Here is a 24,794-nt window from a genome sequence, read left to right on the forward strand (position 1 = left end):
AGTGGCTTTGTGTCTGGGCGAAGATTGGGGTTGTTCAAATAATCACCAATTGCCTTGCGCCTCTTCTGTCCCTTCTCTACAATTGCGCCCCTTGCTGTGACGGCAGGCACGCATGTGTCTATCGCAAGCAAGTCCATTAGTGTCATTCACTCCTTGTCTGACCGCTTTTGAGCGGCAGGCTACAACCCGTAAGGAGCATTCATGCGTCATTACGAAATCATCTTTTTGGTCCACCCGGATCAAAGCGAGCAAGTCGGCGGCATGGTTGAGCGTTACACCAAGCTGATCGAAGAAGACGGCGGCAAAATCCACCGTCTGGAAGATTGGGGCCGTCGTCAACTGGCCTACGCAATCAACAATGTTCACAAGGCTCACTACGTGATGCTGAACGTTGAGTGCACTGGCAAGGCCCTGGCCGAGCTGGAAGACAACTTCCGCTACAACGATGCAGTGATCCGTAACCTGGTCATCCGTCGCGAAGAAGCCGTTACCGGCCAATCCGAGATGCTCAAGGCTGAAGAAAACCGCAGTGAGCGCCGTGAGCGTCGCGACCGTCCTGAGCACTCCGACGCTGATAGCGTTGATGGTGATGACAGCGACGCCAGCGATAACGCTGACGAGTAATCCACGGACCTTTTGAGGAGCCTATTACATGGCACGTTTCTTCCGTCGTCGTAAATTCTGCCGCTTCACCGCTGAAGACGTGAAAGAGATCGATTACAAAGATCTCAACACTCTGAAAGCTTACGTATCCGAGACCGGCAAAATCGTTCCAAGCCGCATCACCGGTACCAAAGCTCGTTATCAGCGTCAGCTGGCCACCGCTATCAAGCGCGCCCGCTTCCTGGCCCTGCTGGCCTACACCGACAGCCACGGCCGCTGAGACCGGGCAGTCGACACGTAGCAAAGGATTGAATGCATGCGCGCCTTAGCTGAGTTCATCATGCGCGGCCGTATGCAGGCCACTCTGGTAGTGGCCGGATGCGCAACATTGCCGTTGTTGTATTGGTTGGGTGCTGCCGCTGGGTGCCTTGTGCTCCTGCGGCGCGGATTGAGGGACGCCTTGGGCGTTCTTGCTCTGGGACTGCTACCGGCGTTGATCTGGTGGCTTTACTCCGACGACCCACGGGCACTTCTGGTGCTGCTGGGGTCTTCGAGCCTTGCGTTGGTTTTGCGCGCAAGCGAGTCCTGGAACCGCGTGCTGCTGGTCAGCATAGCGATGGGATTGGTGTTTTCAGTGGTGCTGGGGGCGGCTTTTGCGCCCCAGATCGAGATGCTGGCGCAGGCTTTGATAAAAGTCATGCCGTCGCTACTCGGTGATGTCTACCAGCAATTGTCGGTAGACGAGCAAGCGCGTTTCGCGTCCCTGATTGCACCGGTCCTGACCGGCCTGATTGCGGCCTTGTTGCAAATCGTCAGTGTGCTGAGCCTGATTGTCGGGCGCTACTGGCAGGCGTTGTTGTACAACCCGGGTGGTTTTGGTCGCGAGTTTCGCGCCATCCGAATCCCGCTTTTACCGGCGATGTTGCTGCTGGTGTTGATGCTTCTGGGGCCTAACTTAGGCTCGCAGATGGCCATGTTGACACCGTTGTGCAGCGTACCGCTGGTGTTCGCCGGGCTGGCCCTGATTCACGGGCTGGTGGCGCAAAAGCGACTGGCCAAATTCTGGCTGGTGGGGTTGTACGTCACGCTGTTGCTGTTCATGCAGCTGATCTATCCGTTGCTGGTGGTCTTGGCCATCGTCGACAGCCTGATTGATTTTCGCGGTCGTTCGGCACCGAAAGATGCCGATAACGCGAACGGTGAAGGTTAAAAGTTAAGAGGATTTTCACATGCAACTGATCCTTCTGGAAAAAGTCACCAACCTGGGCAACCTGGGTGACAAAGTGAACGTTAAGGCTGGTTACGGTCGTAACTACCTGCTGCCTTACGGCAAAGCTACCGCTGCGACCGCTGCCAACCTGGCTGCGTTCGAAGAGCGTCGCGCTGAGCTGGAAAAAGCCGCAGCAGACCGTAAAACTTCGGCTGAAAGCCGTGCCGCCCAACTGGCTGAGCTGGAAGTGACTATCACTGCCACCGCTGGTGACGAAGGCAAGCTGTTCGGTTCGATCGGCACCCACGACATCGCTGATGCACTGACCGCCTCTGGCGTTGAAGTTGCAAAAAGCGAAGTTCGTCTGCCGAACGGCACCATCCGCAACGTAGGCGAATTCGACGTAGCCGTGCACCTGCACGCCGAAGTTGAAGCCACCGTACGCGTTGTCGTGGTAGCAGCTTAAGCAGCACTTGTCGGCTGGCACCCTCGGGTGCTTGCCGGTAACATCGGGCACGATCCTGTTTACAGGTCGTGCCCTTTGTCTTTCTGAAACTCCCAATTCCAAGTGGCCATGAACGATATCTCCGCTCCCGAGCAATACGATCTGCAAACCGCTGCCCTGAAGGTGCCGCCGCATTCCATCGAGGCCGAACAGGCCGTGCTCGGTGGTCTGATGCTGGACAACAATGCCTGGGAACGTGTGCTCGATCAGGTCTCGGACGGCGATTTCTATCGTCATGACCACCGTTTGATCTTCCGTGCGATCGCCAAACTGGCCGATCAGAACTCCCCGATCGACGTCGTGACCCTTGCCGAGCAATTGGACAAGGAAGGTCAGACCTCGCAAGTCGGTGGCCTCGGTTACCTGGGTGAGCTGGCGAAAAACACGCCGTCCGTCGCCAACATCAAGGCCTATGCGCAAATCGTTCGTGCACGGGCGACGTTGCGGCAGTTGATCGGCATCGCCACCGAAATTGCTGACAGTGCTTTCAACCCGGAAGGCCGCACGGCTGAAGAGATTCTCGACGAAGCTGAGCGGCAGATCTTCCAGATCGCCGAGGCCCGGCCAAAAACCGGCGGCCCGGTGAGCGTGAATGACCTGCTGACCAAGGCTATCGACCGTATCGATACCTTGTTCAACACCGACAACGCCATCACCGGCCTGTCCACCGGTTACACCGACCTCGACGAGAAGACCAGCGGCTTGCAGCCTTCCGACCTGATCATCGTCGCCGGCCGTCCGTCCATGGGTAAAACCACCTTCGCGATGAACCTGGTGGAAAACGCCGTGTTGCGCAGCGACAAGTGCGTACTGGTTTACTCGCTGGAGATGCCAGGCGAATCGCTGATCATGCGTATGCTTTCGTCCCTTGGGCGTATCGACCAGACCAAGGTCCGGGCCGGTCGCCTGGACGACGACGATTGGCCACGCCTGACCTCGGCGGTTAACCTGCTGAACGATCGCAAGCTGTTCATCGACGACACGGCCGGTATCAGCCCGTCGGAGATGCGTGCGCGGACCCGGCGTCTGGTGCGTGAACACGGCGACATTGCCCTGATCATGATCGACTACCTGCAGTTGATGCAGATCCCAGGTTCCGGCGGCGACAACCGGACCAACGAGATTTCCGAGATCTCCCGTTCCTTGAAGGCCCTGGCCAAGGAATTCAACTGCCCGGTGGTGGCGCTGTCCCAGCTCAACCGCTCCCTGGAGCAACGACCGAACAAACGCCCGATCAACTCCGACTTGCGGGAATCCGGAGCGATCGAGCAGGATGCTGACGTGATCATGTTCGTGTACCGGGATGAGGTGTACCACCCGGAAACCGAGCATAAAGGCATCGCCGAGATCATCATCGGTAAGCAGCGGAACGGCCCGATCGGCACGTCACGACTGGCGTTCATCGGTAAGTACACCCGCTTCGAAAATCTGGCGCCGGGCAGCTACAACTTCGACGACGAGTAAGTTGTGTCGCGCCTGAGAGGGCCCCATCGCGGGCAAGCCCGCTCCCACAGGGATCACACCGAACCTGTGGGAGCGGCGGTGCGACGATTCGACTTGCCCGCGATGGGGTCGCCGCAATTTCCGACCATAGCCGTCGGAATTGATCAAATTTTGTGCTATATTCCGCGCCCGCGAAATTCAATGAAAGCCAACACCGGTTATCGACATGCAAGCAGCCAAGCCGTTATTTGACTATCCCAAGTACTGGGCCGAATGTTTCGGGCCAGCGCCATTCCTGCCGATGAGCAGGGAGGAGATGGATCAGCTTGGCTGGGATTCCTGCGACATCATCATCGTCACCGGTGATGCCTACGTCGACCACCCGTCGTTCGGCATGGCGATCATCGGCCGACTGCTGGAGGCCCAGGGCTTCCGCGTCGGGATCATTGCGCAGCCGAACTGGCAGTCCAAAGACGACTTCATGAAGCTCGGCGAGCCGAACCTGTTTTTCGGCGTCGCGGCCGGCAACATGGACTCGATGATCAACCGCTACACCGCCGACAAGAAAATCCGTTCCGATGACGCCTACACCCCTGGTGGCCTGGCGGGCAAACGTCCGGACCGCGCGAGCCTGGTTTACAGCCAGCGCTGCAAGGAAGCCTATAAGAATGTACCGATCGTGCTCGGTGGCATCGAAGCCTCCCTGCGCCGCATCGCCCACTACGATTATTGGCAGGACCGGGTGCGTAACTCGATCCTGATCGACGCTTGCGCCGACATCCTGCTCTACGGCAACGCCGAGCGTGCGATCGTCGAAGTCGCCCAGCGTCTGTCGTTCGGTCACAAGATCGAAGACATCACCGATGTGCGCGGCACCGCGTTCATTCGTCGTGACACGCCAAAAGACTGGTTCGAGATCGACTCCACGCGCATTGATCGTCCGGGCAAGGTCGACAAGATCATCAACCCGTACGTGAACACCCAGGACACGCAAGCCTGCGCCATCGAGCAGGAAAAAGGTCCGTCGGAAGACCCGAACGAAGCGAAGGTCGTGCAATTGCTGCCGAACCCGCGCCTCACCCGCGAGAAAACGGTCATCCGTTTGCCGTCGATGGAAAAAGTCCGGGGCGACTCGGTGCTCTACGCCCACGCCAACCGCGTGCTTCACCTGGAAACCAACCCGGGCAATGCCCGTGCGCTGGTGCAGAAGCATGGCGAAGTGGACGTCTGGTTCAACCCGCCTCCGATTCCGATGACCACCGAAGAAATGGACTACGTGTTCGGCATGCCTTACGCACGGGTTCCGCACCCTGCGTACGGCAAGGAAAAGATTCCTGCCTACGACATGATCCGCTTCTCGGTGAACATCATGCGTGGCTGCTTCGGCGGCTGTACGTTCTGCTCGATCACCGAGCACGAAGGCCGGATCATCCAGAACCGTTCTGAAGAGTCGATCATTCGCGAAATCGAAGAGATCCGCGACAAGGTGCCTGGCTTCACCGGGGTGATCTCCGACCTCGGCGGCCCGACCGCGAACATGTACCGCATCGCCTGCAAGAGCCCGGTCATCGAATCCGCGTGCCGCAAGCCGTCCTGCGTGTTCCCGGGCATCTGTGAAAACCTCAACACCGATCACTCGTCGCTGATCCAGCTCTATCGCAGCGCCCGTGCCTTGCCGGGTGTGAAGAAGATCCTGATCGCGTCCGGCCTGCGTTACGACCTCGCGGTCGAGTCGCCGGAATACGTCAAGGAGCTGGTGACTCACCACGTTGGTGGTTACCTGAAGATCGCCCCGGAACATACCGAGGAAGGTCCGCTCAACCAGATGATGAAACCGGGCATCGGCAGCTATGACAAGTTCAAGCGCATGTTCGAGAAGTACACCAAGGAAGCCGGGAAAGAGCAGTACCTGATTCCGTACTTCATCGCCGCTCACCCGGGCACCACCGACGAAGACATGATGAACCTGGCCCTGTGGCTCAAGGGCAACGGTTTCCGTGCCGACCAGGTGCAGGCGTTCTACCCGTCGCCGATGGCTACCGCTACCGCGATGTACCACTCGGGCAAGAACCCGTTGCGCAAGGTCACTTACAAGAGTGACGCCGTGACCATCGTCAAGAGCGAAGAACAGCGTCGCCTGCACAAGGCGTTCTTGCGTTATCACGACCCGAAAGGCTGGCCGATGCTGCGTGAAGCGCTGACCCGCATGGGCCGCGCCGACCTGATCGGGCCGGGCAAGAACCAGTTGATCCCGCTGCATCAGCCGGCGACCGACAGCTACCAGAGCGCCCGTCGCAAGAACTCGACACCGGCCGGCAGCCACAAAGTGGCAGGGGAAAAGACCACCAAGATCCTGACCCAGCACACTGGTCTGCCACCGCGCGCCAGCGATGGCGGCAACCCGTGGGACAAGCGTGAACAGGCCAAGGCTGCGGCGTTTGCCCGCAATCAGCAGGCGGCCAAGGAGCGCAAGGACGCGGCCAAAGGCAAGGGGCCAAAACCGGCCCGCAAGCCAGTCGTGCCGCGTTAACTTCCGCGCCATATCGCAAAACGCCAGCCTCAGTGCTGGCGTTTTGTTTTCTAGCGAGTGTGCGGCCTGTTTGCTAAGGTGACGCGCACTTCATGACTGCCCGGAAAGCCGATTTCCCTATACGACGCCAAACCCTGTGGGAGCCGGGCTTGCCCGCGATGACGGCGGCACAGGCAATAAAGATCTAACCCCCGATCTTCAAGGACGATTCACATGAGCACCCCCTTACCGGGCATCGGCATGGACTACAGCCCCTCCCAGTTCATGGCCCGCCAACGCATCGAAAGCCAGATCAACCTGCCACGCCTGTTCGCCGCCATCGACGCCGATCCCGGAATCGTCGGCTCGGGCGTGGTGTACATCGACGCCGAATTCAACGTGGTGACCCTGCGCGAGTTCAAGCCGATTTGCAGTATCAGGCCCAAGCGAATCATTTTGCGCGAGGCGCAGAAGTACATTGCGCCTGCGCAGTTTGCTGATCAGGTAAAGAACAACCCACGTGAATCTCGTTTAGTGGGGGAGGCAGTCAATACGACATTATCTTGTGCCGGTGCCATTCTGGGCTGGATCGTGGTTTTCAGTGGAACAATTGCAGTTCCGTTTACAGCAGGTGCCAGCTTGGTTGTAACAGCAATTGGAGCAACAGCTGCTGCCGCGAGTACTGCGCAGTGTGTGGTTGGAGGCACGAGGACGTACAACGAACTCAACGACCCATCAGCCAATGATGATATGGACAGCGAGGACTGGTATCGCTATGCAATGCCGGTACTGGATGCTGCATCATTGCTGGGAGCCGGTGCGTCTACTCTAACCACCCTGAGGCTCTTGCAGGCCAGGAAGGTCTCGACCGGCAGGAGTTGGTACGAGCTTTCTAAAGGTCTGACCCGTCAGCAAAGAAAGGCGTTGACCAAAGAATTGTTAACATTAAAAGACCCGAGCCTGACAAATAAACTATTGAAGCTTCGCCAGCGTTCGGGGGCGCTTGCAAAGCGTTATACAGCTACTCAAATCAATCACGCGACGGTCACTCAGATTCGCGACTCTCTGGGGGCGGCCATAGGCTTAACAGGAAGTAGCTTAGCTGGGAACCTCAGAACAATTGCTGTTGGTCTGTATGAGGAGGTTGAGTAATGGATCGCAAGTATTCATTGAACGCTTTCCTTGCTCACTATTTTCCGACCTTTATCTGCGCCTTTTTTCTAGCTTGTTTTGCTCTTTCTGCTTCGATTTCATTAGTCTCAAGTACTTACTTTCGAGGCGATCCTGAACGGGGCAAGTATTCGTTTATTGTGGCGTTGGTGCTGTCTTTGCTCTTGGCGTTGAGCCACTTTGTCATGATCAGGGGGCGGTCCTGGGGTGTGCGGGCCATCGTCGTATTCTATTTGGTGTGTTTCCTCACAGTCCTCCCAACTTATGGTTATAAGCCGCATCCCGTCGCCTATGTGACTGGGTTGTTATTTCCGATGCTGGGTTTGCTACTGCTTAATAGCAAACGCCATCGAGAAATGCGCCAGAAGTTGCTTGAATTACGTCATGAGCGTATCGCAGCAAAATCTGCCGTCGGGCTTCAGAAAAACAAGAAGGGACGCTAGGTGGAACACTATCCGTTTTTTCTCAATTTTATGAAGCGCTACTTCCCAACCTTTATCGCCGCGATCTTCGTGGCGAAAATATCGTGTTTGCTTGCTCTCTTTGCTCTTCTCGATAACTTCTTTGTGAGCGCTCCACTGGCAGACGAAGCGAAATTCTTCGCCGTATGCACTGTTATTTGCATAGGGGTTCTGGTCCATAGCAACTTTATGGTCGTACGCGGCAGACCGGGTTGGGTTTGGGTGTTCGCAGGGCTTTTTGTGGTCTGTCTGTTGCGTGTGTTGCCGACTATTGCCTATCGGCCAAATCGATTCGTTTATGCAGCAGGCATCCTCTTTCCATTGCTAGGCCTACTGCTACTCAACAGCAAACGCCACCGCGAAATGCGCATCCAACTGGTTGAAATCCGCCGTCAGCGCGAGTTGATCAGGCAAGCCTTCAAGGCATCGCGCCGCCGCCGTTGAGTCGACTCAACCACCGATCCGCCACATTTATGTGCGCTCCTTCGCGCACGAAAGCGAGCAATGCGCGCTTTTAGTGCTCTACTGCCTTGAGTAACGGAAGAAAGGGTCCGACCTGCCTGCATGGCATAAGTCTTGCGCCGCTTTCGATAACGTCCAGGCTCGCAGGAGGCACGCCGTGTCGATTCATGTCGCATTGCACCACGTCACGCATTATCGCTACGACCGCGCCGTCGAGCTCGGTCCGCAGATCGTTCGCCTGCGCCCGGCTGCCCACAGTCGCACGCGGATACTGTCCTATGCGCTGAAAGTCTCGCCCGAGCAGCATTTCATCAACTGGCAGCAGGATCCCCAGGGCAATTACCTGGCGCGGTTGGTGTTCCCGGAGAAAACGGAGGAGCTGCGGATCGAGGTCGACTTGCTGGCGGAGATGGCGGTGTTCAATCCGTTCGACTTCTTCCTCGAGCCCTACGCCGAAAAGATCCCTTTCGCCTACGCGGGGGATGAGCGCAAAGAGTTGGCGCCGTACCTGGAAACTTTGCCCCTGACGCCGAAATTCAAGGCCTATCTGGAGGGCATCGATCGCACGCCGTTACCGAGCGTGGATTTCCTGGTCGCGCTCAACCAGCGCCTCAGCGATGACATCGGCTACCTGATCCGTATGGAGCCAGGCGTACAGACCCCGGAACACACCCTCGAGCATGCCTCTGGTTCCTGCCGCGACTCGGCGTGGTTGCTAGTGCAATTGCTGCGCAACCTCGGCCTGGCGGCGCGTTTCGTATCCGGTTACCTGATTCAGTTGACTGCCGATGTCAAAAGCCTCGACGGTCCCTCGGGTACCGAAGTGGACTTCACTGACCTGCACGCCTGGTGCGAGGTCTATTTGCCCGGTGCTGGCTGGATCGGCCTGGACGCGACTTCAGGGCTGTTTGCCGGTGAAGGACACATTCCGTTGGCCTGTAGTCCTGATCCGTCCTCTGCGGCACCGATCAGTGGCTTGGTGGAACCGTGCGAGTGCGAATTCACCCACGAGATGTCGGTCGAGCGGATTTGGGAAGCGCCGCGGGTCACGAAACCCTACACCGAAGACCAATGGCTGGCGATTCAGGCATTGGGCCGGCAGATCGATGCCGACCTGCTCGAAGGTGACGTGCGCCTGACCATGGGCGGTGAGCCGACTTTCGTTTCCATCGATGACCCGGACGGCGCCGAGTGGAACACTGCGGCGCTCGGGCCGGACAAGCGTCGGCTGTCGGCCGAACTGTTCCAGCGCATGCGCAAGCATTACGCGCCCAAGGGGCTGGTGCATTTCGGTCAGGGTAAGTGGTATCCCGGCGAACAACTGCCGCGCTGGTCGCTGAACTGCTACTGGCGCCGCGACGGCGTACCGATCTGGCACAACAGCGCGCTGATCGCTGATGAGCAGGAAGACTACGGCGCCGATGGCGAACTGGCTGGGCGTTTTCTGGCGAGTGTCGCCGAACGTCTGAAAATTCCGACACGCTTTGTGTTCCCGGCCTACGAAGACAATTTCTATTACCTCTGGCGCGAAGGCGCTTTGCCGCAGAACGTCAGCGCCGAAGACTCACGGCTGGAAGAGCCTTTGGAGCGGGCGCGTCTGCGCAAAGTCTTCAGTCAGGGCCTGGACAAGGTGATCGGTCAGGTCCTGCCGCTGGCGCGCACCGCCAAGGGCGATCAATGGCAGAGCGGTCGCTGGTATCTGCGGGAAGAGCATTGCCGATTGGTACCGGGGGATTCGCCGCTGGGGTATCGTTTGCCACTCGGTTCGCAGCCCTGGGTGAAGGCAGCGGAGTATCCGTTCATTCACCCTGTAGACCCGAATCAGGATTTCCCTGCACTGCCTGACACTGCACAACTTCAGAGCCAAGGCGAGCCTGCTGTTGCTGATGAACGCGTGCCAAAGATCGACGAGTCCGCCGACTGGCTGACCCGCACCGCCTTCTGCGCCGAAGCGCGAGAAGGCCGGTTGTACCTGTTCATGCCGCCACTGGAGCGGGTCGAGGACTATCTGGAACTGGTCGCCGCCATCGAAGCCACCGCCGAGGAATTGCATTGTCCGGTGTTGCTGGAAGGCTATGAACCGCCAAGCGATCCGCGCCTGAGTAACTTCCGCATTACTCCGGATCCTGGCGTGATCGAGGTTAACGTCCAGCCGTCCGCCACCTGGGATGAGTTGGTGGAGCGCACCGAGTTTCTTTACGAAGAGGCGCGCCAGACTCGACTCACCACCGAGAAGTTCATGATCGATGGCCGGCACACCGGCACCGGTGGCGGCAACCATTTCGTATTGGGTGGCGCGACCCCGGCTGACTCACCGTTTCTGCGTCGTCCCGATCTGCTGCGCAGCCTGATCAGTTACTGGCATAACCATCCATCCTTGTCCTACCTGTTTTCCGGATTGTTCATCGGTCCGACGTCCCAGGCGCCACGGGTAGATGAAGCGCGCAACGATTCGCTGTATGAACTGGAAATCGCCTTCGCACAGATGCCGAAGCCGGGCGAGGAGTGCCCACCTTGGCTGGTGGATCGACTGCTGCGCAATCTGCTGATCGACGTGACCGGCAACACCCACCGCGCCGAGTTTTGCATCGACAAACTGTATTCGCCGGACGGCGCCACCGGGCGCCTCGGGTTACTGGAACTGCGAGCCTTTGAAATGCCGCCCCATGCGCGCATGAGCCTGGCTCAGCAATTGTTGCTGCGGGCGTTGGTGGCGCGGTTCTGGCGCGAGCCTTATGCACCGCCGAAACTGGCGCGCTGGGGCACTGAACTGCACGACCGGTTCCTGTTGCCGCACTTCATCGAGCAGGATTTCGCTGATGTGATCGTCGACCTCAATGCCGCCGGTTACCCCGTGCGGGCCGAGTGGTTCGCGGCGCATCTGGAATTCCGTTTTCCCAAGGTCGGCGACTACGCCGTCAGCGGCATTCAACTGGAATTGCGTCAGGCGCTGGAGCCTTGGCATGTGCTCGGCGAGGAGGGCGCGGCAGGTGGCACGGTGCGTTACGTGGATTCGTCGCTGGAGCGTTTGCAGGTCAAGCTCAGCGGCCTGCCGCCCCAGCGTTATTTTCTGACCTGCAACGGCATCCCGGTGCCGTTGCAACCCACGGGGCGGGTTGGTGAGTTCGTCGCCGGTGTACGCTTTCGCGCCTGGCAACCGGCTAATTGCCTGCAACCGACCATCCCGGTCCACGCGCCGCTGGTGTTCGACTTGCTCGACACCTGGATGGGGCGTTCGCTGGGCGGTTGTCAGTACCACGTCGCCCACCCGGGCGGGCGCAATTACGACAGCCTGCCGGTGAACGCCAATGAAGCCGAGAGCCGGCGGATGGCGCGATTCTTCCGTCTCGGACACTCGCCAGGGAAACTTCCTATACCGAATCTGGAAATTAACGACGAGCTACCGATGACTCTCGATTTGCGACGTTTCTAAACCGTACGCGACGCTCGGATTTTTCGTATATCCGGGCGTCATGAGCCTGCGTTAGTCTGACCGTTCTTTGCTGTCTGCCGAGCTTTCCATGCCTGACCTGCTTGACCGCTACCCGCTGACCGCGGGCACTTATCACGAACTGCTCGACGACAGCGGTGCCGTGCGCCCGCACTGGCAGCGGCTGTTCGATCAATTGCAACGCAGCACGCCAGCGCAACTGGTGCAGCGTCAGGCGCTGCTGACCCGGCAGATCCAGGAAAACGGCGTGACCTATAACGTCTACGCCGACCCCAAGGGCGCTGACCGGCCATGGGAGCTGGACCTGCTGCCCCATGTGATTGCCGCCGATGAGTGGGAACAGTTATCGGCCGGGATCGCTCAACGGGCGCGCTTGCTCAATGCTGTGCTGGCGGACTTGTACGGCCCTCAGCGCTTGATCGCCGAAGGCCTGTTGCCGGCTGAGCTGGTGTTCGGTCACAACAACTTCCTCTGGCCCTGTCAGGGCATTTCGCCGCCCGACGGGGCCTTTTTGCATCTGTACGCCGTGGATCTGGCGCGCACGCCTGACGGTCGCTGGTGGGTGACGGCGGACCGGACTCAAGCGCCATCCGGTGCCGGTTACGCGCTGGAAAACCGCACCATCGTGTCCCGGGCCTTTCCCGAGCTGTACCGCGATTTGAAGGTGCAGCACCTGGCAGGGTTCTTCCGCACCCTTCAGGAAACGCTCGCCCGTCAGGCGCCGAGCGATGACGAAGCGCCACTGGTGGTGCTGCTGACGCCCGGGCGTTTCAACGAAAGCTATTTTGAACACCTGTATCTGGCTCGCCAGCTCGGTTATCCGTTGGTGGAGGGCGGTGACCTGACCGTCCGGGATGCCACGGTCTACCTGAAAACCTTGAGCGGCCTGCGTCGGGTTCACGCGATCATGCGTCGGCTCGACGATGATTTCTGCGACCCCCTGGAGCTGCGCACCGACTCGGCCCTCGGCGTGCCGGGGCTGCTCGAAGCTGTGCGTCAGGGTCGGGTGCTGGTGGCCAATGCCCTCGGCAGCGGCGTGCTGGAGTCGCCAGGGTTGCTGGGTTTCCTGCCGAAGATTAATCAGTATCTGTTCGGTGAAGAGCTGATCCTGCCGTCTATCGCGACTTGGTGGTGCGGTGAAGCGCCGGTGCTGGCCCAAGCCCTCGAAAAACTGCCGGAGCTGTTGATCAAACCGGCGTTTCCGTCGCAGAGCTTCGCCCCGGTGTTTGGTCGTGATTTGAGTGAAAAACAGCGTCAAGCCTTGGCTGAGCGCATGCAGGCACGGCCTTACGCCTATGTTGCGCAAGAATTGGCGCAACTGTCCCAAGCGCCGATCTGGCAGGCCGAATGTGGTCAGTTGCAACCGCGGGCCATTGGCATGCGCGTGTATGCGGTGGCCAGTCGGGACGGCTATCGAGTACTGCCCGGCGGGCTGACCCGGGTTGCCGCCGAAGCCGACGCCGAAGTGGTGTCGATGCAGCGCGGCGGCGCCAGCAAGGACACTTGGGTGTTGGGCGATCGCCCGCCCAGCGGCGAACAATGGAAAGCCCAGCGCAATATTGGCGTTCACGATCTGGTGCGACGCGATCCGTATCTGCCATCGCGGGTGGTCGAGAACCTTTTCTGGTTCGGCCGTTACTGTGAGCGCTGCGATGACAGCGCGCGCCTGCTGCGCATCATGCTCGCGCGCTATGTCGATGGCGATGACCCGCAAGCCCTGGAGGCGGCAGTCGATCTCGGTGAGCGTCTGAATCTGTTGCCGGAGGAGGGCGAGTTGCCAGAGCGATTGTTGGCTGCGCTGCTCGGTGATGATTGGCCGTTCAGCCTGCGCTCCAATCTGCAACGCTTGCAGTGGGCGGCGTCGCAAGTACGCGGGAAGCTCTCGCGAGAGAACTGGCAAGCGCTGGTGGAATTGCAGCGCGAGGCCATGGAACTGGAAACCGAAGAACCGGATTTCGGCGAGCTGCTGGATTTCCTCAACCGATTGGTGATGTCGCTGGCGGCGCTGTCCGGTTTTGCCCTCGACGACATGACCCGGGACGAAGGCTGGCGTTTCCTGATGATCGGACGACGGATCGAGCGGCTGCAATTTCTCAGCGGCAGCCTGGCGGCGTTTCTGCGTGGCGCCGGGACTTTCGATCAGGCCGGGCTGGAGTGGCTGCTGGAGTTGGGCAACAGCAGCATCACCTACCGCTCGCGGTATCTGGCGGTGGCGCAATTGATCCCGGTGCTGGACCTGTTGTTGCTCGACGAGCAGAACCCTCACGCGGTGTTGTTCCAGTTGAAACTGGTGACCCGCACGTTGAAGCGCTTGAACGATGACTTTGGTGCGCCGCGCGAAACAGGTCTGCCGCAGTTGGTGGAGCGGCTGGCGCGCTTCGATCTGGGTTGCCTGGAAAACTCACTGTTTGGCGAGGCCAGTGTTCGCGCCGCCATAGAGGGGCTGGCCGATCTGTTGCAGGAGATCGCCGATGCCAGCGGACAAGTATCGGATCGCCTGGCCTTGCGCCATTTCGCCCATGTCGATGATGTCAGCCAACGTACGGTGTCCGTCTGATGAATGCCCATTACCAGATTTTCCACGACACCCATTATCACTATGACAGCCCGGTATCCCTGGCCCAGCAATTGGCGCATCTGTGGCCGCGGGCCTGCGTTTGGCAGCGCTGCACCGATCAGCAATTGCAGATCAGTCCCGATCCGACCTCGCGCCGGGATGAGCTGGACGTGTTTGGTAATCCGCTGACCCGGCTGGCATTCGAACGGCCGCACGATGAGTTGCTGGTCAACGCCAGCCTGACGGTCGAAGTGCTGGCTCGACCATCGTTGGACTTCAATCAATCGCCAGCCTGGGAAGAGACCTGCAATGCACTGACCTACAGCAGTCAGCCATTGTCTCCTGAATTGCTGGAAGCCTGCCGTTACCGGTTCGAATCGCCCTATGTGCATTTGAAGCGCAGCTTCGTCGAATTCTCGCAAAGTTGCTTTCCTCCTGGCCGGCCATTGCTGCTGGGGGTTCAGGCGTTGATGGAGAAGATCTTCAGCGAGTTCACCTTCGATGCCGAAGCGACCCAAGTGGCGACGCCGCTGGTGGAAGTGCTGGAGAGGCGGCGCGGCGTTTGCCAGGACTTTGCGCACTTGATGCTTGCTTGTGTGCGCTCCCGTGGATTAGCGGCGCGGTATATCAGCGGCTACTTGCTGACCCAGCCACCACCGGGCCAGCCACGGCTGATCGGCGCCGATGCGTCTCATGCCTGGGTGTCGGTATTTTGCCCGGTGCTGGGTTGGGTGGATTTCGACCCCACCAACAATGTGCAACCGGCGCTGGAGCACATCACCCTGGCCTGGGGCCGGGATTTTTCCGATGTGTCGCCGTTGCGTGGAGTGATCCTGGGCGGTGGCAGCCACGACCCCGAGGTACGGGTCACAGTAATGCCATTGGAGTAACTGAGATCAAATTGTGGGAGCGAGCCTGCTCGCGATAGCGGTGTATCAGTCAAATAATTGCTAAGTGTGCCGCCGTCATCGCGAGCAGGCTCGCTCCCACATGGGGATGTGCAAGTCAGTTCTGGAGGGGGATTTTCAGATTGGACTGTGAGGGTCAGCAACATCGTTGCTGACCCTGGACACAGATCCGGTGGGCCTGATCAGATCATCGGGCCCTGAGGGTCTCAGGCGTCGGGCGCCTGATCTTTCGGTGCTTCAGTTTCGTCTGTAGCCACTTCGCCTTCGGTATCCGGGTTCAGTGCTGCTGCTTCTTCTTCAGCTGTAGCTTTCTTGCGCTGAAGCTTTTCCTCTTTCTTCTGCTCCTTGGCCAAGTCTCTCTGACGTTTGGCGAAGGAATAATTAGGTTTAGCCATGGGCGATCCTCTGGGGTCGAAGGTGAGGTTGAGCGGCGCATATTCTGCCCTGTATCGATGCCGAGCCGTTAGCTGGGTTTTTGCTCGGTCCATTTTGGCGGTACCGAGGGTTGCCAGGCGTCCAGTGCATCGAGCAGGGTTTGCGGCGATTCGCTCATTTGCAGCATGTCACGGTGCGCTTCGCGAACGAAGCCTTCGCCGACGATATGATCAAGAAAAGACGTCAACTTGCTGTAGAAACCGTTTACTTCCAGCAAACCCAGCGGTTTCCCGTGATAGCCGAGCTGACCCCAGGTCCAGACTTCGAACAGCTCTTCCAGTGTGCCCAAGCCGCCGGGCAGAGCAATGAAGGCATCGCTGAGCTCGGCCATTCGCGCCTTGCGTGCATGCATGCCGTCGACCACTTCCAGGCGAGTCAGGCCGCTGTGTCCGATTTCCTTGTCTTTGAGGCTCTGCGGGATGATCCCGATCACTTCACCGCCGGCCGCCAGCGCGGCATCGGCAACGATCCCCATCAGCCCGACGGCGCCGCCGCCATAGACCAGAGTCAGCTTGCGCTCGGCCAATGCTCGCCCCAGGGCGACAGCCGCTTCACGATAAGCCGGGTCAGTGCCAGTGCTGGCACCGCAAAATACACAAACGGACGCTAAAGACATGCCTTACTCCATGGTCATCAGGGCCACAGAGTAAAGGCAGGCTTGCCTCGTTCCAAGGGTTAAACCTCGTGTTCAGGTGTTTCACAGGTACCGCTGGCGCCACAGGCATAAGCGGCGAGCAAGCTGCTCAATAAACTGTTGAAAGACATGACAGGCGCTCCAGATGAGAGATGACGGTCCTGATGATAGGGCCGTGCCAGACGTCTGGCCGGTAGATTGTTTCGATGAGTGTCATAGCCCGAAAGTTGTATACAATTTTTGATTCAGGTCATAGGAACTTGCGAAGATTTCAGGCAGTCTTCTGTGCATTAGCACTTTTGTTAACCCTGCCTTGGAGATTCACCATGTTTGCCAAACTTGTTGCGGTATCCCTGCTGACACTGGCCAGCAGCCAATTGATGGCTGCCGAGTGCAAGACGACCATCGACTCCACCGATCAGATGTCCTTCAACACCAAGACCATTGAAATCGACAAAAGCTGCAAGACCTTCACCGTTGAATTGACTCACTCCGGCAGCCTGCCGAAAAACGTCATGGGCCATAACTGGGTGCTGAGCAAAGAGGCCGACATGCAGCCGATCGCTACCGATGGTTTGACTGCCGGCATCGACAAGGACTACCTGAAAGAAGGTGATGCCCGCATCATCGCTCACACCAAACTCATCGGCGCCAAGGAAAAAGACTCGGTGACTTTCGACGTGTCGAAGCTCAATGCTGCTGAAAAGTACGGTTTCTTCTGCTCGTTCCCGGGCCATATCTCGATGATGAAAGGCACTGTTACTCTGAAGTAAAACAGCGCTTAAGCAATACTAAAAAGCGCCGCTGCGAGGCTATCGCAGCGGCGTTTTTGCGTCTGGGATAGGTATTTTGTGCTGAGGTGTGGGGCTAGCAATCTCACTCTGCTCGTTCAGCCCATTGGTCGGAAATTCGCGATACCTGTTATTTCTGACAGTAGACCGTGATTCTGATCGCGAGTTAGATGGCATGGCGCTCACATCACTTTGCGCATCCATTCTGAAAAAGGAGTTTTCATATGACCGAACAAGTGCAATTACCTCCGCTGAGTTCTTTGGCTCAGTCTCCGAGTAAAAATACTAAGGAGAGTTCTACCAGGATTCTGGCCATTACAAATGGCGATGGTGAGCTCATCGAAAACGGCGGTATCAGCAAAAATGGCGATTTAAGCTTTGTAGGCTCTGCTGAACCTAATCAAACGGCGGAGATTCTCGATAAGGGCGTTCCCGTACATCCTCCTGTTAATGTCGATAACCGTGGTCACTACAGTGCCTTCTTGCCGGGTCAGGCAATGGGTGTACACGCGTACAGCGTACGAACGTCAGATGGAAAGGAATCAGAAGTGTGGTTCATTTTTATAAACGTGCCCGTAGTTGCGCATATCCAGTGGGTAACGGGTCCTGACGGTGTTCCCATCCACAGTGGTGGAAGCACAGTGCATAGCTCCCTGAGTTTTGTCGGCCAGGGGGAGGCTTTCCAGACAGTTGATCTCCTGGGCAGCGGGGTGTTGCTTCAAACACTCAACGTCGATGGAAGCAATCATTGGAGCGCCCTCGTTGAGAAAGTGGGCGTAGGCAACCATGAGTACACTGTTCGTGGGGAAGACGGTGAGGTATCGGCACCTTGGAGGATTCGGGTCGATAAGCCGGCTGAACTCACTGTCCAATTTGTGATAGGAGCCAGTTTCCAGCTCATCGGGAATCACGAGTCGACGACTGATAAAAAGTTAACGCTTGTAGGCACGGCAACCCCCGGTGAAAGTGGGTTTATCGTTGACTATGAGAGAGACCTGGTTCCATTCGTGGCTGATCAGAACGGTGTCTACACGGCAACTATTGAAGGCTTGGCAGAAAAGGTACATACCTTCAGAGCGAAATCTGACCAAGGTCGAGTCTCGATGCCATGGGCCATTAGGGTTGTCGGGTCGAAAGCCCGACACACCGGTTCCTGAGTCATAGCGAAAAAGGCCCACTGAGAAATACCTTCAATGGGCCTTTTTGTTGCTCATGGCCCCGCTTATGGCGCGAACGGCATCACACGCTTGTGATGGGTCTTTTTATACGTATCACAAATGATCTTGAACGCTTCCTCACGCACCGGTTCGCCGTGCAGGAAGGCGTCGATCTCGGCGTAGGTCACGCCGTGGGACGCTTCGTCCGGTTTGCCCGGCGACAGATCTTCGAGGTCGGCGGTCGGGATTTTTTCCACCAGCGACTCCGGCGCGCCGAAGCTACGGGCAATCGCCCGGACCTGATTTTTCACCAGGCCGCTCAGCGGTGCGAGGTCGCAGGCGCCGTCACCGAACTTGGTGAAGAAGCCCATCACTGCTTCTGCCGCGTGATCGGTACCGATCACCAGGCCGTGAGCCGCGCCAGCGATGGTGTATTGCGCGACCATGCGCATCCGCGCCTTGGTGTTGCCCAGCACGAAATCCTTCTGCACCGCCTCCTTACCCTCGAAGGCCGCCACTTCGCTGGCCAGGGATTTGACCGCCGGGCCGATGTTTACGGTGTGGCGCTCATCGGGGGCAATGAAGTCCACTGAGGCCTGGGCATCATGTTCGTCGAACTGGACGCCATAAGGCAGGCGCACGGCGATGAACTTGTATCTGGCATCACCAGTGCGCTCGCGCAGTTCACGCATGGCGCGCTGGGCCAGCAGGCCAGCGGTCAGGGAGTCGACGCCGCCGCTGATGCCCAGCACCAGCGTCTTGAGCCCGGCATTGACCAGGCAGTCCTGAATGAAGGTAATCCGCCGGGCAACTTCAGCCTCGAGGGCGAGTTGGTCCGCGAAGGGCGGTTGGACCTTGAGCTGTTCAGCAATCTCACGCTGTACGGCTTGCATGAATTCACTCCTTGCTAGATGGGCTGGAAATGGCGGCAGGTACTTGGAAAACATGTCGCAAATAGGCGACGAAATTCGGGTCTTTGCAGTGAGTCTTGCCAGGCTCATCAGAAATCTTGGCCACTGGCTGGCCGTTGCAGGCCGTCATTTTAAGCACGATGCTCATCGGTTCGACACCCGGAATATCGCACGTCAGGTTGGTGCCGATGCCGAAGCTGACATTGATCCGACCGCGCAATGCCCGAAAAATCTCCAGAGACTTGGGCAGCGTCAGACTGTCGGAAAACACCAGGGTCTTGCTCATCGGGTCGATGCCAAGCTTGTGATAGTGGGCGATGGCTTTTTCCGCCCACTGCACCGGGTCACCGGAATCGTGGCGCAAGCCGTCGAAGAGCTTGGCAAAGAACAGGTCGAAATCGTTGAGGAAGGCATCGGAGGTGATGCAGTCGGTCAGGGCGATTCCCAGCAATCCCCGGTATTCTCGGACCCAACAGTCGAGGGCGGCAATCTGGCTGTCGATCAGCCGCGGACCGAGTTGCTGGTGGGCCATGATCCATTCGTGGGCCATGGTGCCCAGCGGCTTCATGTCCAGCTCCCGGGACAAGTGCACGTTGCTGGTACCGACGAAGCGACCGGGGAAGTCATGCTTGAGCACGTTCACCACTTCTTCTTGTACACGGTACGAGAAGCGACGGCGGGTACCGAAATCGGCTACTTGCAACTCGGACAATTCGTCCGCGCTGGCGTTGGCGGTCAGCCAGTCGAACTTGCGATAGAGCTGTTCGCGGGCCTGCTCCAGAACGATTTCCCGGTAGCGATAGCGATTGCGTACTTCACTGACCATGGCCAGTAGCGGCACTTCGAACAGAATCACGTGCAGCCACGGCCCGCGCAGACGGATGAACAACTCGCCGTTTTCAATGCCGGTGTGGATATAGCGCAGGTTGAAGCGGAACAGCCCGAGAAAACGCAGGAAATCCGGTTTCAGAAAGCTGATGCGCTCCAGGAAACTCAATTGATCGGCACTCAGGCTCAACTCGGCCAGGCGCTCGATCTGGAAACGGATCTCCGCCAGGTACGGGCGCAAATCCTCACTGTTACGGCAACGAAACTCCCATTCGACTTCCACATTAGGGTAGTTGTGCAGCACCGCCTGCATCATCGTCAGTTTGTAGAAGTCGGTGTCGAGCAGGTTCTGCACGATGCGATCGGCAAACACACTCTCGCTCATAAGGGGTCTCCAGGCTGGCCGCGGCCCGTGGCAGCGACGTTGCAGCTGTTTCAATGAATGGGGCTAGTGGCGCATATCAGCGGCAGGTATTGCCAGCGATTTTTGTATCAGCGCGAATTGCCTCCTACACAGAGTTAATCGTTAGATGTGGGACTATCTATCTGCTCCAGCATCCACTTCACAAAATCCCGCACCTTGGGTACTTCCGCCGAATGCTCCGGATACGCCAGGTAATAGGCGTCGGTGCTGGGCATCGCATGCTTCCAGGGAATGACCAGTTTGCCGTCGGCCAATTCCTCCTCCACCAGAAACTTCGGCAGCAGCGCTACGCCGCAGCCGACCTGGGCGGCGCGAATGCACATGTAGAAGGTTTCGAAACGCGGGCCGTGGTAGCTGTGTTCGGTGTGGTAGCCCTGGCTGTCGAACCAGTCGTGCCAGGCCTGAGGCCGGGAAGCATTTTGCAGCAGGACCAGGTCGGTGAGTTGCGTGGGGTCGGTGAACGGTGTGTCCGGCAGGCTGCCCGGCGCGCAGACCGGCACCAGTTCCTCGCCAAACAGCTTCAGGCATTCGGTGCCGGGCCGAGAGCCTTGGCCAAAGTAGAACGCCAGGTCGCTGCGACCTTGCAGCAGATCATCGGCTTCTTGCTCGCTGCACAGGTCCAGATGGATCGACGGATGTCGCAGGCGCCAGCCTTTCAAGCGCGGCACCAGCCAGCGCGCACCGAAGGTCGGAGGCGTCGAGACGCGCAAGACTTCGGTATCACCGCCGTAGGAGCGCAGGTAATGGGTCGACATTTCGACTTGGGTGAGGATTTTTCGTACCTCCACCAGGTACAAATCGCCGGCGGGGGTCATTTGCAGGCGTCGACGCACCCGGCGGAACAACAGGTGTTGCAGCAATTCTTCGAGTTGCGCGACCTGTTTGCTCACGGCGCTCTGCGTCAGGTTCAGCTCTTCGGCGGCACGGGTGAAGCTCAAATGCCGGGTCACGGCCTCGAAGCACTGCAACGCGGTGATCGACGGCAAGTAGCGTTTATTCAGCATGGGTGGTCCTTTTTCTTGTTTCTCTATGCTCTTTTTTACCGGCAGATTCGCAGCATGAATAAACGGAATGATATCTCTCTTAAAGGTCGTTTGTTGGGTAACCTCCAGAGAGCTAAAACTACAGGTCTGATCAGTCGAATAAATCCGGCTGAACGTCTTCTGTTTTTTGCTTGAGGAGTGACCCATGGTTGCCGCATTGCTTGATCGTCTTGGTGTGAACCCGGCCCTGTATCAGAACGGCAAAGTGCCGGTGCATTCGCCTATCGATGGCTGCCGTATCGCTGCCGTGAACTGGGAAGGCGCCGCTGAAGTCGAGCAGCACATCAGTCGCGCAGATCATGCGTTCGAACTGTGGCGCAAGGTTCCGGCGCCGCGCCGTGGCGAATTGGTGCGCCAATTGGGCGACATCCTGCGCGAGTACAAAGCCGACCTCGGTGAGCTGGTGTCCTGGGAAGCTGGCAAGATCACTCAGGAAGGTTTGGGTGAAGTTCAGGAAATGATCGACATCTGCGACTTCGCGGTCGGTCTGTCCCGTCAGCTGTACGGTTTGACCATCGCCTCCGAGCGTCCTGGCCACCACATGCGCGAAACCTGGCACCCGCTGGGCGTCGTCGGCGTGATCAGTGCGTTCAACTTCCCGGTCGCCGTTTGGGCCTGGAACGCAACGCTGGCGCTGGTCTGCGGTAACCCGGTGATCTGGAAACCGTCGGAGAAAACCCCGCTGACCGCGTTGGCCTGCCAAGCGTTGTTCGACCGCGTCTTGAAGAATTTCAGCGACGCCCCACCGCACCTGAGCCAAGTGATCATCGGTGGTCGCGATGCTGGCGAAGCCTTGGTCGATGACCCGCGTGTCGCGCTGGTCAGCGCTACCGGCAGCACCCGCATGGGCCGCGAAGTGGCGCCGAAAATCGCTGCACGTTTTGCCCGCAGCATTCTCGAGCTGGGCGGCAACAACGCGATGATCCTCGGCCCAAGCGCCGATCTGGACATGGCCGTACGGGCGATTCTGTTCAGCGCCGTCGGCACTGCCGGACAGCGTTGCACCACGTTGCGTCGCCTGATCGCCCATGAGTCGGTGAAGGAAGAAATCATCACCCGCCTCAAAGCCGCTTACTCCAAGGTGCGCATCGGCCATCCGCTGGAAGGCAATCTGGTCGGGCCGCTGATCGACAAACACAGCTTCGAAAACATGCAGGACGCGCTGGAGCAGGCCTTGAGCGAAGGCGGCCGCGTATTCGGCGGCAAGCGTCAGCTGGAAGATAAATTCCCCAACGCTTACTACGTTTCGCCCGCCATCGTCGAAATGCCGGAGCAGAGCGATGTGGTGTGCAGCGAAACCTTCGCACCGATTCTGTACGTGATCGGTTACAACGATTTTGAAGAGGCGCTGCGCCTGAACAACGCCGTGCCACAAGGCCTGTCGTCGTGCATCTTCACCACTGATGTGCGTGAAGCCGAGCAGTTCATGTCCGCTGTGGGCAGCGATTGCGGCATCGCCAACGTCAACATCGGCCCGAGCGGCGCAGAGATCGGCGGCGCGTTTGGCGGCGAGAAGGAAACGGGCGGTGGTCGTGAATCCGGTTCGGATGCATGGCGCGGGTACATGCGCCGTCAGACCAATACCGTGAACTATTCGCTGGAATTGCCGTTGGCTCAGGGGATTACGTTCGACTGAGGTTGAGCCAAGCAGTGATCCCCTGTGGGAGCGAGCTATGTGGCGAGGGGGCTTGCCCCCGTTGGGGCGCGAAGCGGCCCCGGCATTTTACGACTGCTTCGCAGCCGAACGGGGCGATGCGGCGTTCCGACAAGCCCCCTCACCACATAGAATTTTCCACATTGAATGGTGTGTTGGTTAGGTTTCTGTTGGAGTCTGGCAATGCCGTTACGCGAAGAGTGTCTGTGGGAAAAACTGACGCCGCAAAGGCCCGACAACGGGTTGCTCCAGGGCGAAGTCAGGGTGGATGTCTGCGTCATCGGTGCCGGTTTCACCGGTCTGTCGGCGGCGGTGCATCTGCTGGAACAGGGTAAAAGTGTCTGTGTGCTGGAAGCGCATCGCGCCGGGCATGGCGGTTCGGGGCGTAACGTCGGGCTGGTCAACGCCGGGATGTGGATTCCACCGGATGAAATCGAAGCCGGTTTCGGCGAGTCGGTTGGCAGTCAACTCAACCGCATGCTGGGTGCGGCGCCGTCTCTGGTGTTCAGCCTGGTCGACAAATACAACATCGATTGCCAGTTACGCCGCGAAGGCACGCTGCACATGGCGCACAACGCGCGTGGTGAAGCGGATCTGCGCAGTCGCGAAGAACAATGGAAACGTCGTGGCGCACCGGTTGAGCTGTTGACCGGTCAAGCCTGCGAACAAGCAACGGGCACCAAAAAAATCGCCGCCGCGTTGCTTGATCGGCGTGCCGGCACACTCAACCCGATGGCCTACACCACGGGGCTGGCCAACGCGGCCATCAGCCTCGGCGGTCAGCTGTTCGATCATTCCCCGGTGACCCGACTTGAACGTCAGAGCCAGCGCTGGTCGGTGCAAACCGCCCAAGGCTCGGTGCTGGCCGAGCAGGTGGTCATCGCCTCCAACGCTTATACCGAAGGTGACTGGACGGAGCTGCGGCGCAATTTCTTCCCCGGTTATTACTATCAAGTGGCCTCGGTGCCGCTGACCGAAGACGCCGCGCAACAGATTCTGCCCGGCGGCCAGGGTTCTTGGGACACCCGGCAGGTGCTCAGTAGTATTCGGCGGGACAAGGACGGTCGTCTGTTGCTCGGCAGTCTCGGCAACGGCAACCAGAAACCGACCTGGTTCCTGAAAGCCTGGGCCGACCGGGTTCAGCAGCATTACTTCCCGTACCTGAAACCGGTGGAGTGGGAATGCACCTGGACCGGTTGCATCGCCTTCACCCCGGATCATTTGATGCGCCTGTTCGAGCCGGCACCGGGTCTGGTGGCCGTCACCGGCTACAACGGTCGAGGCGTGACGACCGGTACAGTGGTCGGCAAAGCCTTTGCCGATTATTTGTGTAATGGAGATCCTCAAGCCCTGCCGATTCCCTTCGCGCCCATGCAGCCATTGGCAGGTGTGGGGCTGAGAAGCTGCCTGTATGAGGCCGGATTTTCGTTGTATCACGCGGGCCAGTGCCTGCGGATCGTCATCTGATTGTTGAAATATGTTGCTGGACGCGGCGCTTTTCAGCGAAGCGGCTAGCCTGTAATGGTGCGGGTTGTAGCAGTTGCGCACCAGCAGTGTGCAGTTCGGTGACGCGAGCTGTTACAGGCTGGTTGCACATCGTTTGGCGCTGCGGTTGCAATGATGGCGCGCGTGGGTTGC

The 24,794-nt window shown here is 58.8% G+C and carries 21 protein-coding genes; 16 read left to right on the plus strand and 5 right to left on the minus strand.

Annotated features, from left to right (window positions below):
* Window positions 1-201: 201 nt before the first annotated feature.
* From rpsF to KGB18_RS21175, 12 genes are all read left to right on the plus strand, one after another.
* Window positions 202-624, plus strand: coding sequence for a 30S ribosomal protein S6 (gene rpsF / locus KGB18_RS21120; RefSeq protein WP_095052890.1), 423 nt, complete (start codon window positions 202-204; stop codon window positions 622-624).
* Between the two features lie 28 nt (window positions 625-652).
* Window positions 653-883, plus strand: coding sequence for a 30S ribosomal protein S18 (gene rpsR, locus KGB18_RS21125; protein ID WP_002551829.1), 231 nt, complete (start codon window positions 653-655; stop codon window positions 881-883).
* A gap of 36 nt (window positions 884-919) precedes the next feature.
* Window positions 920-1,813 (plus strand): hypothetical protein, encoded by an 894-nt coding sequence (locus tag KGB18_RS21130; protein WP_048396145.1) that lies wholly within the window; start codon window positions 920-922, stop codon window positions 1,811-1,813.
* A 19-nt stretch (window positions 1,814-1,832) separates the two neighbouring features.
* Window positions 1,833-2,279 carry a 50S ribosomal protein L9 gene (rplI, locus tag KGB18_RS21135; protein WP_003197251.1) on the plus strand — a complete coding sequence of 149 codons (447 nt, stop codon included), beginning with the start codon at window positions 1,833-1,835 and terminating at the stop codon, window positions 2,277-2,279.
* 108 nt (window positions 2,280-2,387) lie between these two features.
* Window positions 2,388-3,782, plus strand: coding sequence for a replicative DNA helicase (gene dnaB, locus KGB18_RS21140; RefSeq protein ID WP_007902695.1), 1,395 nt, complete (start codon window positions 2,388-2,390; stop codon window positions 3,780-3,782).
* Window positions 3,783-3,987: 205 nt separating this feature from the next.
* Window positions 3,988-6,291 carry a YgiQ family radical SAM protein gene (locus KGB18_RS21145; RefSeq protein WP_123721490.1) on the plus strand — a complete coding sequence of 768 codons (2,304 nt, stop codon included), beginning with the start codon at window positions 3,988-3,990 and terminating at the stop codon, window positions 6,289-6,291.
* Between the two features lie 213 nt (window positions 6,292-6,504).
* On the plus strand, window positions 6,505-7,422 hold the full coding sequence (locus KGB18_RS21150; protein ID WP_123721489.1) for an NAD synthetase: 918 nt from the start codon (window positions 6,505-6,507) through the stop codon (window positions 7,420-7,422).
* The gene (locus KGB18_RS21155) at window positions 7,422-7,883 is read left to right on the plus strand and encodes a hypothetical protein (protein ID WP_123721488.1); all 462 of its coding nucleotides are present in this window, start codon (window positions 7,422-7,424) and stop codon (window positions 7,881-7,883) included. The genes KGB18_RS21150 and KGB18_RS21155 overlap by 1 nt, the downstream gene beginning before the upstream one ends.
* On the plus strand, window positions 7,884-8,345 hold the full coding sequence (locus tag KGB18_RS21160) for a hypothetical protein (protein ID WP_223570420.1): 462 nt from the start codon (window positions 7,884-7,886) through the stop codon (window positions 8,343-8,345).
* 175 nt (window positions 8,346-8,520) lie between these two features.
* Window positions 8,521-11,796 (plus strand): DUF2126 domain-containing protein, encoded by a 3,276-nt coding sequence (locus KGB18_RS21165; protein ID WP_223570421.1) that lies wholly within the window; start codon window positions 8,521-8,523, stop codon window positions 11,794-11,796.
* A gap of 88 nt (window positions 11,797-11,884) precedes the next feature.
* Complete coding sequence (locus KGB18_RS21170) at window positions 11,885-14,371, plus strand: circularly permuted type 2 ATP-grasp protein (RefSeq protein ID WP_223570422.1); 2,487 nt, start codon at window positions 11,885-11,887, stop codon at window positions 14,369-14,371.
* Entirely contained in the window at window positions 14,371-15,261 is an 891-nt protein-coding gene (locus tag KGB18_RS21175; RefSeq protein WP_223570423.1) for a transglutaminase N-terminal domain-containing protein, read from the plus strand. Before KGB18_RS21170 ends, KGB18_RS21175 begins: the two co-directional genes overlap by 1 nt.
* A 224-nt stretch (window positions 15,262-15,485) precedes the next feature.
* On the opposite strand, the gene KGB18_RS21180 is transcribed toward KGB18_RS21175, so the two are convergent.
* A complete protein-coding gene (locus KGB18_RS21180; protein WP_007902706.1) occupies window positions 15,486-15,674 on the minus strand; it encodes a hypothetical protein in 189 nt (62 codons plus the stop codon).
* A 68-nt stretch (window positions 15,675-15,742) separates the two neighbouring features.
* Window positions 15,743-16,330 (minus strand): TIGR00730 family Rossman fold protein, encoded by a 588-nt coding sequence (locus KGB18_RS21185; RefSeq protein ID WP_123721483.1) that lies wholly within the window; start codon window positions 16,328-16,330, stop codon window positions 15,743-15,745.
* Between the two features lie 344 nt (window positions 16,331-16,674).
* On the opposite strand from KGB18_RS21185, the gene azu reads away from it, so the two are divergent.
* Complete coding sequence (gene azu, locus KGB18_RS21190) at window positions 16,675-17,121, plus strand: azurin (RefSeq protein WP_123721482.1); 447 nt, start codon at window positions 16,675-16,677, stop codon at window positions 17,119-17,121.
* A 242-nt stretch (window positions 17,122-17,363) separates the two neighbouring features.
* A complete protein-coding gene (locus tag KGB18_RS21195; RefSeq protein WP_223570424.1) occupies window positions 17,364-18,296 on the plus strand; it encodes a hypothetical protein in 933 nt (310 codons plus the stop codon).
* 65 nt (window positions 18,297-18,361) lie between these two features.
* Here the strand turns inward: KGB18_RS21195 and nadE are convergent, their stop codons facing one another.
* The 3 genes from nadE to KGB18_RS21210 form a co-directional block, all read right to left on the minus strand.
* Window positions 18,362-19,189: an ammonia-dependent NAD(+) synthetase gene (gene nadE, locus KGB18_RS21200; protein WP_123721480.1), complete on the minus strand. Its 828-nt coding sequence runs from the start codon at window positions 19,187-19,189 to the stop codon at window positions 18,362-18,364.
* Between the two features lie 4 nt (window positions 19,190-19,193).
* Complete coding sequence (gene pncB, locus KGB18_RS21205) at window positions 19,194-20,420, minus strand: nicotinate phosphoribosyltransferase (protein WP_223570425.1); 1,227 nt, start codon at window positions 20,418-20,420, stop codon at window positions 19,194-19,196.
* A 134-nt stretch (window positions 20,421-20,554) separates the two neighbouring features.
* Window positions 20,555-21,463 (minus strand): LysR family transcriptional regulator, encoded by a 909-nt coding sequence (locus KGB18_RS21210; protein ID WP_201121418.1) that lies wholly within the window; start codon window positions 21,461-21,463, stop codon window positions 20,555-20,557.
* Window positions 21,464-21,647: 184 nt separating this feature from the next.
* Here KGB18_RS21210 and KGB18_RS21215 point away from each other — a divergent pair, with 184 nt between their 5' ends.
* Together KGB18_RS21215 and KGB18_RS21220 are read left to right on the plus strand one after the other, a co-directional pair.
* Complete coding sequence (locus KGB18_RS21215) at window positions 21,648-23,138, plus strand: aldehyde dehydrogenase family protein (protein ID WP_223570426.1); 1,491 nt, start codon at window positions 21,648-21,650, stop codon at window positions 23,136-23,138.
* Between the two features lie 201 nt (window positions 23,139-23,339).
* Complete coding sequence (locus KGB18_RS21220) at window positions 23,340-24,623, plus strand: NAD(P)/FAD-dependent oxidoreductase (RefSeq protein ID WP_223570427.1); 1,284 nt, start codon at window positions 23,340-23,342, stop codon at window positions 24,621-24,623.
* The last annotated feature ends 171 nt before the right edge of the window (window positions 24,624-24,794 follow it).

The organism is Pseudomonas sp. BF-R-26, assembly GCF_019947395.1.
Taxonomy (GTDB): domain Bacteria; phylum Pseudomonadota; class Gammaproteobacteria; order Pseudomonadales; family Pseudomonadaceae; genus Aquipseudomonas; species Aquipseudomonas farris.